This is a genomic window from Aureimonas psammosilenae (assembly GCF_009176975.1).
Taxonomy (GTDB): Bacteria; Pseudomonadota; Alphaproteobacteria; order Rhizobiales; family Rhizobiaceae; genus Plantimonas; species Plantimonas psammosilenae.
Genome location: NZ_WEZG01000003.1, coordinates 1 through 12,589, shown reverse-complemented (window position 1 = coordinate 12,589; position 12,589 = coordinate 1). Strand labels below are relative to the sequence as shown.

Sequence of the window (12,589 nt, the reverse complement as noted above, 5' to 3'; positions counted from 1 at the left end):
GTTGAAACGGGCGGACCCTTCGATCTGTTGGATTCAGCCGCGCTGGACCGCTTCCGCCACCGCGATCGCCGCCATGTTGACGACACCGCGCGACGTGACGGACGGTGTGAGGATGTGGGCCGGCTTGCCGACGCCAAGGAGGATCGGCCCGACATGCAGCGCGTCCGTCATCACTTTCACAACGTTCATCGTGATGTTCGCCGCGTCGAGATTGGGGAAGACGAGAAGGTTGGCATCACCCGTCAAAGTCGATTCCGGCATCACGCGATAACGCGTGGACTCGGATAGGGCCGCGTCGCCGTGCATCTCGCCGTCGATTTCCAGATCCGGCGCCTGCTCGCGAATGAGCCTCAAAGCGCGGCGAAGCTTGCGTGCTTCCTCGACATCGTCCGTGCCGAAGTTCGAATGCGACAGGAGCGCCGCCCTCGGTGACAGGCCGAAACGCCGGATTTCGGCCGCCGCCAGCAGCGTCATCTCCGCGATGTCTTCGGCGCAAGGGTCGCGCTGGACATAGGTGTCGAGGAAGAACTTCGTTTCCGACTGCGTGATGAGCATCGACATGGCGGCGAACTTCGACACGCCGTCGGCGAAGCCCAGCACCTGGCTGATATTGCGCAGGTGTGGCGAGTAGTTGCCCTGAAGACCGCAGATCATCGCATCGGCCTCGCCGCGCGACACCGCGACGGCCGCGATCACCGTGTTGTTGGTGCGGATCACCGTGCGCGCCGTATCGGGGTTGATGCCCTTGCGGCCGACCTTCGAGAAATAATGGTCGACGTAGTCGCGATAGCGCGGATCGTCTTCCGGATTGACCACCTCGAAATCCGATCCGGGACGGATCTTCAGGCCATAGCGCTCCAGACGCGTGGCGATGACCGAAGGACGCCCGACCAGGATGGGCTCGCCGATCTTCTCTTCGATGACGACCTGGGCGGCGCGCAGTACCCGCTCGTCTTCGCCATCGGCGAAGATCACCCGCTTGCCGGAGCCGCGCGCGGTTCGGAAGATCGGCTTCATGATGAGGCCGGTGCGGAAGACGAAGCGGTTCAGCCGGTCGAGATAAGCGCCCATGTCCTCAATCGGACGGGTCGCGACCCCGGTCTTCTCGGCCGCCTCCGCGACGGCGGGAGCGATCTTCAGGATGAGGCGCGGGTCGAAGGGCGACGGGATGAGATATTCCGGACCGAAGATCGGAGTTTCCGAACCGTAGGCCTTCGCGGCCACCTCCGAGACTTCCTCGCGAGCCAGTGCCGCGATCGCGTCAACGGCGGCGATCTTCATCTCCTCGTTGATCGAGGTCGCCGCGCAATCCAGCGCACCGCGGAAGATGTAGGGGAAGCAGATGACGTTGTTGACCTGATTCGGGAAGTCGGAACGCCCCGTGCAGATCATCGCGTCCGGCCGTACCTTACGGGCGAGATCCGGCATGATCTCGGGCGTCGGGTTGGCGAGCGCCAGAATCAGCGGTCGCTCCGCCATCTTTTCCAGGAATTCGGGCTTCAAGACGCCGCCGGCCGAAAGGCCGAGGAAAACGTCAGCGCCCTGGATCGCGTCGGACAGGGTGCGCAGCTCGGTTTCCTTGGCGTAGACCGCCATCCAGCGATCGATGCGCGCCGGCCGGCCGAGGTAAACGACGCCGTCGATATCGGTGCAGGTGATGTTCTCCACCTTCGCGCCGAGCGAAACGAGGAGATTGAGGCAAGCGATCGCCGCGGCGCCGGCGCCGGACGAGACGATCTTGACCTCTTCGATCTTCTTGCCGGTCAGTTCCAGCGCGTTGCGCACCGCCGCCGCGACGATGATCGCCGTGCCGTGCTGATCGTCGTGGAAAACGGGAATGCCCATGCGCTTGCGCAGGCGCTCCTCGACCTCGAAGCACTCGGGCGCCTTGATGTCTTCGAGGTTGATGCCGCCGAATGTCGGCTCCAGCGCCGCCACGACCTCCACGATATGGTCGATCTCGTTGGCGTCGATCTCGATGTCGAAAACGTCGATATCGGCGAATTTCTTGAAAAGAACCGCCTTGCCTTCCATCACCGGCTTGGAAGCCAGCGGGCCGATATTGCCGAGGCCGAGCACGGCCGTGCCGTTGGAAAGAACGGCCACTAGGTTCTGGCGGCTCGTGTAATCGGCGACGGTCGCCGGGTCTTCCGCAATGGCGCGGCAGGGTGCTGCGACGCCCGGCGAATAAGCGAGGGCGAGATCGCGCTGATTGCCGAGGGTCTTCGTCGGCTGGATGGCGAGCTTACCCGGCCGGGGATGGCGGTGATAGAACAGCGCCTGCGAGTCGAGGTCGCCGTTTGTCGGTCGATCGCCCTTGCCCTTATCATCCGGGCGGCGAACCTCGTTTTGAATCGCGGCTTTCTCGGCCCGGTCGTCCATGTTCGCTTTCTCCGTTCGGTGCCGCTCTTAAACTTCAATTCAACGGGAAGCTCTACCCCCAAAGCAGGGGCGAAGGCGGGGCGACTGTCGAGCCTTCGTACAAAAGTCCGTGCGGCCGGTCCGTCTTCATCAGAAGCGGCCCGTCGAGATCCACGAGATCGGCCCCTTGCGCCAGAAGAACCGCTGGGGCCATGGCCAGCGACGACGACACCATGCAGCCGACCATCACCCCGAACCCGGCTTCCCGAGCGGCCTGCATCAGGCTCAGAGCCTCCGTCAGGCCGCCGGTCTTGTCCAGCTTGATGTTCACGTAGTCGTAGCGGTCGATCAGCCCGGCGAGATCGTTCGAGACATGCAGCGATTCGTCGGCGCAGATCGGCACCGGATGAGGGATATGCGCCAGGATGCCGTCGCGGTCGGAGGGCAGGGGTTGTTCCACCAGAACCGCACCCGCTTCGGCCGCCGCCAGCATGTTCGGTCTGATCGTGTCCTCGGTCCAGCCCTCGTTGGCATCGAGGATCAAACGCGCCCCACCGCTCTGGCTGCGCACGGCGCGAATGCGCTCGATATCGCCTTCGCCGCCGCCCACCTTCACTTTGAGGAGGCTGCGATCGGCGGCGGCCTTCGTGGCGGCGGCCATCTCCTCGGGACTTCCGAGCGAGATCGTATAGGCGGTGTCGATCGGCCGGAGCACATTCTCTCCGATCATTGAGGCTACGGAGCGGCCCGCAGTCTTGGCCTCGAGGTCCCAAAGGGCGCAGTCCAGCGCGTTGCGGGCCGCGCCCGGCCGCATGGCGATCCGCAGTTCCTTGCGCGAGAGGCCGTTTTCGACGGAAGCACGAACCGTCTCGATGGCTGCCACGACGCCTTCCGCCGATTCGCCGTAGCGCGCATAAGGAACGCATTCGCCGAGGCCGTGGTGCGCGCCGTCCTCCAGATGCGCGACCACGACCCTCGCTTCGCGCTTGGAACCACGGGCAATCGTGAAGGCCTGCGCCAGTTCGAAGGTCTCGACTGTTACCGAAAGACGACGCGGCACGTGAATTCCTCCTGGCGCGGGGCCGAAAGCGGGGTCGCCGTCATGACAGCGCATTTACGGGCGATTAACGTTTCCCAGATGCGGAACCCATGCGGGTGCTCGTCCGAGCGGAGCCGCTTTCTGTTTCCGTCAGTTGGACGGCCGTGGCAAGGCCACCTGCCGTCTATGAGGTCGAAGGACGAATGCTGGATTCCAAGGAAGGCGAGATGCCGGCGGGCGGCGGCAAGTCCAACCGCAAGCCGAACGACCCTTCGCTCGTCGCCGACAAGGCCGACGGGGGCATCGTGCTGCAGCTCGGCGGGGACTGGCTGGCGCGCACCATCGGCAAGATCGAGAAGACGGTCGAGGAAACGCGCGCCGCCGATCTCGGGCGCAGCATCGCGATCGACGCCTCCAAGGTCGGCAAGATCGATACGTCCGGCGCGTTCCTGGTGGAGACCCTGGCGCGCGCGCTCGGCGAAAAGGGCGCGAAGGTCGAACTGCGCGGCGTGAAGGACGACAACGCGCTGTTCAAGGCGGTGCGCGAAGCGATCGAGAAGGAGCGTCCCGAACCGCAGCGCCGGTCCGGCTCGCTTCTGACCATGCCGTTCGAGATGGTCGGGCGCGGCATGTATGCCATCAAGGACGAGATCGTTCTCGGCCTCAACATCATCGGCGCGTCGATCTACGGCGCCGGTCGCCGGATGACCGGCCAGACGCAGGTCCGCATGGCGGCCATCGTCAACCAGATGGACCGCATGGGTGTTCGCGCGACGCCCATCATCACGCTGATGAGCTTCCTGATCGGCGGCATCATCGCGCAGCAGGGCGCTTTTCAGCTCCAAAGCTTCGGTGCCGAGATCTTCGTAGTGGATCTCGTCGGCATCCTTCAGCTTCGCGAGATCGGCGTTCTGATCACCGCGATCATGATCGCCGGCCGCTCCGGCAGCGCGATCACGGCCGAGATCGGCTCGATGAAGATGCGCGAAGAGGTGGATGCGCTGACGGTGATCGGCCTCAACCCGATCGGCGTTCTGGTTTTCCCGCGCCTCGTCGCCTTGACGCTCGTTCTGCCGCTTCTGGCCTTTCTGGCCGATATCGCCGGCATCGCCGGTGCCATGCTGACGAGTTGGATCTATATCGGCATCCCGCCTGCCGCTTTCATTCAGCGCCTGCGCGAAGCCATCGATGTGGGCACGATCCTGGCCGGCCTGATCAAAGCGCCCTTCATGGCGATCGTCATCGGCGTCGTCGCTTCCTCCGAAGGCATGAAGGTGGGCGGCAGCGCGGAAAGCCTCGGCCTCCATGTGACCGCGTCGGTCGTGAAGTCGATCTTCCTCGTGATCCTGGTGGACGCCTTCTTCGCCATTTTCTACTCCACGATCGGATTTTAGAGATGGATGGAGATCAGGCAGCTATCGTGGAAAAGGCGGGGCATGACGATGATGAGATCATCATCCGCGCCCGCGGCGTCGATGTCAGCTTCGGGCCGAAGCAGATTCTGAAGAACTGTTCGCTGGATGTTCGTCGCGGTGAAATCCTCGGCTTCGTCGGCGGTTCGGGAACCGGCAAGTCGGTACTGCTTCGCACCATCCTCGGTCTCAACCAGAAGCAGGCCGGCACGATCGAGGTTTTCGGCGTCGACTACGAGAATGCCAGCGACGACGAGCGCCTCGCGGTGGAGCAGCGCTGGGGCGTTCTGTTCCAGCACGGCGCCTTGTTCTCGTCGCTGACGGTTTTGGAGAACATCCAGGTTCCGATGCGCGAGTATCTGGATCTGTCGCCCAAGCTCATGGACGAGCTCGCGCGGTTGAAGATCGACCTCGTCGGCCTCCAGCCGGACGCCGCGCATAAATATCCGTCCGAACTCTCCGGCGGCATGATCAAGCGCGCGGCTCTTGCCCGCGCGCTCGCTCTCGACCCGGAGATCGTGTTTCTCGATGAGCCGACATCCGGACTCGATCCGATCGGCGCGGCCGAGTTCGACGAACTGATCATGACGCTTCGCGACACGCTGGGGCTCGCCGTCTATATGGTGACCCACGATCTCGACAGCCTTTTCCAGGCCTGCGACAGGATCGCGGTTTTGGGTAAGCAGCGCGTGCTGATCGAAGGACCGCTTCAAACCATGCTCGATTCCGACGAGCCATGGGTCAAATCCTACTTCCACGGAAAGCGCGCTCGAACGGTGGTGACATCGCCGAACGAGAATGACGCATCCGACGACAACACCCGAAAGAACTGACTTCATGGAAACGCGTGCGAACTACGTTCTTGTCGGGGTCTTCACGGTCGCCGTCCTTCTTGCCAGCTTCCTGTTCGTCTACTGGTCGGCCAATGTGGCCAACCAGGACAGCCGCGTGGAACTCCTGGTGCGGATCGAAGGCTCGGTGAACGGTCTTTCCGTCGGCAGCCAGGTGCTCTTCAACGGCCTGCGGGTCGGCGACGTTCGGAGCCTTCGCATCGATCCGAACGACCCGCGCACCGTGATCGCGTCCACGCGCGTCGACGGCACCACGCCGATCACCACCTCGACCAGGGCGACGATCGGTTTCGCAGGCCTCACCGGTCAGGCCTTCATCGAGTTGAAGGGCGGTTCGGTCAGCGAGCGCAACATCATCCAATATGCGCAGGAGCAGGGGGCCGTGCCGGTGATCCGGGCCGACCCGTCCGACGTCACCGACATTCTCGCGACGGCGAAAGACATCGCCGACCGCGCCAACAACATCCTCGGCCAGTTCGAAGCCGTCGTGAACGACATCGGCCCGGCGGTCCGCACCACGGCCGACAACATCACGACCACCTCGGAGAACATCAAGGTCTTCACCGGCACGCTTGCCGCCAATTCCGATCAGATCGACGACTTCCTTCGCAGCGCCGGACGCCTCGCCGATTCCGCCAATACGGTGGCGGAAGAGCTTCCATCGACGGTCCGCTCCATCCGCGGCCTCGTGGAAGCCGTGGACCCGCAGGACGTTCGCACGACCTTGGACAATGTCGCGGCGATCTCGCAGACGCTGCGCGAGCAGTCGGGCGCCATCGCGACCATCGTGGAGTCCGTTCAAACGGCGGCCACCAGCGTCGGGCGCGTCGGCGACGTGATCCAACAGAACACGCCGAGCGTCGAGCGCTTCCTCAACAATCTCGCGCCGCTCAGCGACAACGCCACGCGCGTCGCCGAGAACCTCAACCAGACAGTGAATCGCGCCAACGGCATTCTGGCCGGCGTCGACCCGGCCCGCGTGCGCGAAACGCTCGACAACGCTTCGAGCCTCGTCGCGGCCCTGGATGCCAAGTCGCCCGTGATCCAGTCGATCCTCGACAATGTGGACAGCGCCGTGAAGACGGTGAACCTCACCGTCGGCAACTTCAACGGCACGCGCCAGCAGATCGATCAGATCCTTTCCGGCATCAACCCGGAGACGGTCACGCGCGCCGTCAACAATGTCAGCTCCGCGACCGACAACGTGGCGCGGGCGGCCGACTCGGTGGCGCGCGTCGCCAACGACATCGGCGAGCGGCGCGGCGACATCAACGAGATCATCTCGAACGCCAAGCAGACATCTGCCAAGATCAACGTCGCGTCCTCGCGTCTTGAAACGGTTCTGGCGTCCGTCGACCGCTTCGTGAACGAGGACTCCACCAACGGTCTCGTGACCAAGGCGACGAATGCTTTCGCGGCCTTCCAGTCGGCGTCCGAGAGCGTCGGCGCGGCGGCCAAGAGCCTGAACGCTCAGGTCGGCCCGATTTCGGCGAGCATCCAGGACTTCTCGAACCGGGGCCTCGGCGACGTGCGCAATTTCGTGCGCTCGGCCAACGATGCCGTGAACCGTCTCGGCGGCGCCATCGATTCCTTCGAATCGAACCCGCAGCGACTGATCTTCGGCGGCGATCAGATCAAGCAATATGATGGCCGGAACCGTCGTTGACGGCCTTCGCCCCAATCCCTCATCTTTCGTCGACGCACCTGCCGGTGCGCCGACCTTCAAGGACGTGTCGATGAGTTACCGGTACCGCAATCTGACCGCGATCTTTCTCGCCGCGACGCTCGGCGGCTGCGCGGCCCTCAGCGGGACGACGCCTCGCGACACCTACGAGATATCCGCGCCGACGCCGCCAGCCGCGAGCCCTGCGCGCTCGAAGCTCCAACTGCTGATTCCCGACCCGACCGCGATCAAGGCGCTGGACTCGAACGACATCGTCGTGAAGCCGACCCCGTTCACCGTGGAGGCGCTGAAGAACAGCCAGTGGAGCGATCGCCTGCCGCGCATCGTCCAGCTCCGCATGGTGCAGGCTTTCGAGAATACGGGCAGGGTCGGCGCCGTCGGCGTGCCGGGGCAGGGGCTCGCCATCGACTACCAGCTCGTGATGGAGCTTCGCCGCTTCGAAATCGACGCGGAGGGTGGGCGGAATGTCGCCACGGTCGAGATCGCGATCAAGCTTCTCAACGACCGGAACGGCACGGTGCGGGCAACGCGCGTCTTCACCGCGCGCAATAATGTCAGCGGTGCGGAGAACTCCGCCTTTGTCGCGGCACTCGACCGGGCATTCGATTCGGTCGCCGGTGAGGTCGTGTCCTGGACGCTCGGCACGGTCTGACAGTTCGACTCGAATCGCCCCCTGATTCACCAGCCAAGGTCGCCCGCCTTACCGTGCCGGGGGCCTTCGTTGTTTCCGCTGTCCGATTCGATGGATCGAACCATCGCTGATCGCTTCACCGACAAGGTCAGGGCATCGTCGCGTACAGAATCGTGAAAGGATTTAGTGCGAAGGTCAGCCTTCACTTCCTTTCCGATCGCAGGCCCGCAGTTCGTTGCTTGCCATCCCTTGTCGGCACTCAGTCACTGCCCGAACAGGGTTGACGAGGGGGCGGCGAATCTGTAGTTAGCGCTTCAACAGAGCCGATGTGAGGCAGACTTTCCGCAGGGCGACGCGTCCGGGACTAGTGCCTCAAACAAGGCTTCGTTCAACGAGTGTTACATCGCTGGCCGCATGACCGTGTTCCGGTCCTCTGCTTCGTGTCCGGGCATTCCGCAAATCATGCGGACCTTATGCCCGGTTTCGCGCATGGCTCATCGGTAGTGCGGCAGCCTGTGGCACCTCGTTACGAACCTGAATCGATCGAAGAAGGCAGGGTTGGAATGCCGACCATCAACCAATTGATCCGGAAGCCCCGCGTGCGCCCCACGGACCGTAATACGGTTCCGGCGCTCGAGGCCAACCCGCAAAAGCGCGGCGTTTGCACGCGCGTCTACACCACGACGCCGAAGAAGCCGAACTCGGCTCTTCGTAAGGTCGCCAAGGTGCGCCTCGTGAACGGCTTCGAGGTCATCGGCTACATTCCGGGCGAAGGTCACAACCTTCAGGAGCACTCCGTGGTCATGATCCGCGGCGGTCGCGTGAAGGATCTTCCGGGCGTTCGTTACCACATCATCCGCGGCGTGCTCGACACCCAGGGCGTCAAGGACCGTAAGCAGCGCCGTTCGAAGTACGGCGCGAAGCGTCCGAAGTAAGTCGTCCGAAGATCGAAGAGAACGAATTAGATGTCCCGTCGTCATCGTGCCGAAAAGCGTGAGATCAACCCCGATCCGAAGTTCGGGGATCTCGTGGTCACCAAGTTCATGAACGCCGTCATGTACGACGGCAAGAAGTCCATCGCCGAGCGTATCGTCTACGGGGCGTTCGACTCCGTCGAGAACAAGAGCCGCCAGGATGCCATCGGCATCTTCCATCAGGCGCTCGACAACATCGCCCCGCACGTGGAAGTCCGTTCCCGCCGCGTCGGCGGTGCGACCTATCAGGTTCCCGTCGATGTCCGTCCCGAGCGTCGTCAGGCTCTCGCGATCCGTTGGCTCATCACTGCGGCGCGCAACCGCAACGAGACGACCATGGTCGACCGCCTGTCGGCCGAACTGATGGATGCCGCGAACAACCGCGGTACCGCCGTCAAGAAGCGCGAAGACACGCACCGCATGGCGGAAGCGAACCGCGCCTTCTCGCATTATCGCTGGTAATCCGCGACCGATTTCGAAAGGCGAAGCCCCATGGCCCGCGAATACAAAATCGAAGACTACCGCAACTTCGGCATCATGGCCCACATCGACGCGGGCAAGACGACGACGACCGAGCGGATTCTCTTCTATACCGGCAAGTCCCATAAGATCGGCGAAGTCCATGACGGCGCCGCGACCATGGACTGGATGGAGCAGGAGCAGGAGCGCGGCATCACGATCACGTCGGCCGCGACGACCACTTTCTGGCAGGGTCGTGACGGCAAGACCCGTCGCTTCAACATCATCGACACCCCCGGCCACGTCGATTTCACCATCGAAGTGGAGCGCTCGCTCCGCGTTCTCGATGGGGCGATCGCGCTTCTCGACGCCAATGCCGGTGTCGAGCCGCAGACAGAGACCGTTTGGCGTCAGGCCGACAAGTACAATGTTCCGCGCATGATGTTCGTCAACAAGATGGACAAGACAGGCGCTGACTTCTTCCGCTGCGTCGAGATGGTGAAGACCCGTCTCGGTGCCCGCGCGATCGTGGTGCAGCTCCCGATCGGTGCGGAGAACGAGTTCAAGGGCGTCATCGATCTCATCGAGATGAAGGCGCTCATCTGGCGTGATGAATCGCTCGGCGCGAAGTGGGATGTCCTCGACATTCCCGCCGACATGCAGGCCCAGGCCGAAGAATACCGCGACAAGATGATCGAACTGGCCGTCGAAGTCGACGAGCAGGCGATGGAGAATTACCTCGAAGGTAAGTTCCCCGACAATGATCAGCTTCGCGCCCTGATCCGCAAGGGTACTTGCGACGTTTGGTTCACGCCGATCTTCTGCGGCTCGGCCTTCAAGAACAAGGGCGTTCAGCCGCTGCTCGACGGCGTTGTGGACTTTCTTCCGTCGCCGGTCGAAGTGCCCGCCATCAAGGGTATTGACCCGAAGACGGAAACCGAGACGGAGCGCAAGTCGTCGGACGACGAGCCGCTCTCCATGCTCGCCTTCAAGATCATGAACGATCCTTTCGTCGGTTCGCTTACGTTCTGCCGCATCTATTCCGGCAAGGTGGCGAAGGGTGCTTCCCTTCAGAACACCGTGAAGGAGAAGAAGGAGCGCATCGGCCGTATGTTGCAGATGCACTCCAACTCGCGGTCGGACATCGAAGAAGCTTTCGCCGGCGACATCGTCGCCCTCGCGGGCCTCAAGGAAGTGACGACGGGTGATACGCTTTGCGACCCGCTGAAGCCGGTCATCCTGGAGCGCATGGAATTCCCCGAGCCGGTCATCGAGATCGCGATCGAGCCGAAGACCAAGGGCGACCAGGAGAAGATGGGCCTCGCGCTCAACCGTCTCGCCGCTGAGGACCCGAGCTTCCGCGTCAAGACCGACGAAGAGTCGGGCCAGACCATCATCGCCGGCATGGGCGAGCTTCACCTCGACATTCTCGTTGATCGCATGAAGCGCGAATACAAGGTGGAGGCCAATGTCGGCGCTCCGCAGGTGGCTTACCGCGAAACGATCACGCGTCAGGCCGAGGTCGACTACACCCACAAGAAGCAAACCGGCGGCACGGGCCAGTTCGCACGCGTCAAGATGGTCTTCGCTCCGGCGGAAGCTGGCGAAGGTTTCACCTTCGAATCCAAGATCGTCGGTGGTTCGGTTCCGAAGGAATACGTCCCGGGTGTCCAGAAGGGCATCCAGTCGGTTCTTTCCTCCGGTCCGCTGGCTGGCTTCCCGATGGTCGATATCAAGGCCGAACTGATCGACGGCGCCTTCCACGACGTCGATTCCTCGGTTCTCGCCTTCGAGATCGCGGCGCGTGCCGGTTTCCGCGAGGCCATTCAGAAGGCTGGGCCGAAGCTGCTCGAGCCGATCATGAAGGTCGAAGTGGTGACGCCGGAAGATTATGTCGGCGACGTGATCGGCGATCTGAACTCCCGCCGCGGGCAGATCCAGGGCACCGAAAGCCGTGGTATCGCGACTGCGGTCAACGCGATGGTTCCCTTGGCCAACATGTTCGGCTACGTGAACACGCTGCGGTCGATGTCGCAGGGTCGTGCCCAGTACACGATGTCCTTCGATCACTACGAGCAGGTTCCGAACCAGGTCGCCGACGAGATTCAGAAGAAGTACGCCTGACGCGCCTGAGCGTCGGCCTTCGCAATATTCGGGCGTTGCCCACAGCAAATTGATGGAGTGGCTTCATGGCCAAGGGTAAATTCGAGCGCAACAAGCCGCATGTGAACATCGGCACGATTGGGCACGTCGACCATGGGAAGACGTCGCTGACGGCGGCGATCACGAAGTACTTCGGCGAGTACAAGGCGTACGATCAGATCGACGCGGCGCCGGAAGAGAAGGCGCGCGGCATCACGATCTCGACGGCGCATGTCGAGTACGAGACGCCGGCCCGCCACTACGCGCACGTCGACTGTCCCGGCCACGCCGACTACGTGAAGAACATGATCACGGGCGCGGCGCAGATGGACGGCGCGATCCTGGTTTGCTCGGCGGCCGACGGCCCGATGCCGCAAACGCGCGAGCACATTCTTCTGGCCCGCCAGGTCGGCGTTCCGGCGATCGTGGTGTTCATGAACAAGGTCGATCAGGTCGACGACGCCGAGCTTCTGGAGCTCGTCGAGCTGGAAATCCGCGAGCTTCTGTCCTCCTACGAGTTCCCGGGCGACGACATCCCGATCGTCAAGGGTTCGGCGCTGGCCGCACTCGAGGACTCCGACAAGACCATCGGCGAGGACGCCGTGCGCGAGCTGATGGCGCAGGTCGATGCCTATATCCCGACGCCCGAGCGTCCGGTCGACCAGCCCTTCCTGATGCCGATCGAGGACGTGTTCTCGATCTCGGGTCGCGGCACGGTGGTGACGGGTCGTGTCGAGCGCGGCATCGTGAAGGTGGGCGAGGAAGTCGAGATCGTCGGCATCCGCGACACCAAGAAGACGACGGTGACGGGCGTCGAGATGTTCCGCAAGCTTCTGGACCAGGGCCAGGCGGGCGACAACATCGGCGCGCTGGTTCGTGGCGTGGATCGCGAGGGCGTGGAGCGCGGTCAGGTTCTGTGCAAGCCGGGTTCGGTGAAGCCGCACACGCGCTTCATGGCCGAGGCCTACATCCTGACCAAGGAAGAAGGCGGCCGCCACACGCCGTTCTTCACCAACTACCGTCCGCAGTTCTACTT

At 63.2% G+C, this 12,589-nt stretch carries 10 protein-coding genes; 8 read left to right on the top strand and 2 right to left on the bottom strand.

Annotated features, from left to right (window positions below):
• Window positions 1-33: 33 nt before the first annotated feature.
• Both F9929_RS06810 and dgcA read right to left on the bottom strand, forming a co-directional pair.
• The gene (locus F9929_RS06810; protein WP_152045814.1) at window positions 34-2,382 is read right to left on the bottom strand and encodes an NADP-dependent malic enzyme; all 2,349 of its coding nucleotides are present in this window, start codon (window positions 2,380-2,382) and stop codon (window positions 34-36) included.
• A gap of 52 nt (window positions 2,383-2,434) precedes the next feature.
• Window positions 2,435-3,421, bottom strand: a complete 987-nt coding sequence (dgcA, locus tag F9929_RS06805; protein WP_152045813.1) for an N-acetyl-D-Glu racemase DgcA — start codon at window positions 3,419-3,421, stop codon at window positions 2,435-2,437.
• Window positions 3,422-3,603: 182 nt separating this feature from the next.
• On the opposite strand from dgcA, the gene F9929_RS06800 reads away from it, so the two are divergent.
• From F9929_RS06800 to tuf, 8 genes are all read left to right on the top strand, one after another.
• On the top strand, window positions 3,604-4,794 hold the full coding sequence (locus tag F9929_RS06800; RefSeq protein ID WP_152045812.1) for an ABC transporter permease: 1,191 nt from the start codon (window positions 3,604-3,606) through the stop codon (window positions 4,792-4,794).
• Window positions 4,795-4,796: 2 nt separating this feature from the next.
• The gene (locus F9929_RS06795) at window positions 4,797-5,645 is read left to right on the top strand and encodes an ABC transporter ATP-binding protein (RefSeq protein WP_152045811.1); all 849 of its coding nucleotides are present in this window, start codon (window positions 4,797-4,799) and stop codon (window positions 5,643-5,645) included.
• Between the two features lie 4 nt (window positions 5,646-5,649).
• Window positions 5,650-7,329 carry an MlaD family protein gene (locus F9929_RS06790; RefSeq protein ID WP_193227636.1) on the top strand — a complete coding sequence of 560 codons (1,680 nt, stop codon included), beginning with the start codon at window positions 5,650-5,652 and terminating at the stop codon, window positions 7,327-7,329.
• A gap of 70 nt (window positions 7,330-7,399) precedes the next feature.
• Window positions 7,400-7,999, top strand: coding sequence for an ABC-type transport auxiliary lipoprotein family protein (locus F9929_RS06785; RefSeq protein WP_152045809.1), 600 nt, complete (start codon window positions 7,400-7,402; stop codon window positions 7,997-7,999).
• 542 nt (window positions 8,000-8,541) lie between these two features.
• Window positions 8,542-8,913, top strand: coding sequence for a 30S ribosomal protein S12 (gene rpsL, locus F9929_RS06780; RefSeq protein WP_152045808.1), 372 nt, complete (start codon window positions 8,542-8,544; stop codon window positions 8,911-8,913).
• Window positions 8,914-8,943: 30 nt separating this feature from the next.
• A complete protein-coding gene (gene rpsG / locus F9929_RS06775) occupies window positions 8,944-9,414 on the top strand; it encodes a 30S ribosomal protein S7 (RefSeq protein WP_152045807.1) in 471 nt (156 codons plus the stop codon).
• Window positions 9,415-9,444: 30 nt separating this feature from the next.
• Complete coding sequence (fusA, locus tag F9929_RS06770) at window positions 9,445-11,535, top strand: elongation factor G (protein WP_152045806.1); 2,091 nt, start codon at window positions 9,445-9,447, stop codon at window positions 11,533-11,535.
• Window positions 11,536-11,600: 65 nt separating this feature from the next.
• Window positions 11,601-12,589 (top strand): elongation factor Tu (gene tuf, locus F9929_RS06765; RefSeq protein ID WP_152045754.1); only part of this gene is annotated, 989 nt, incomplete at its 3' end.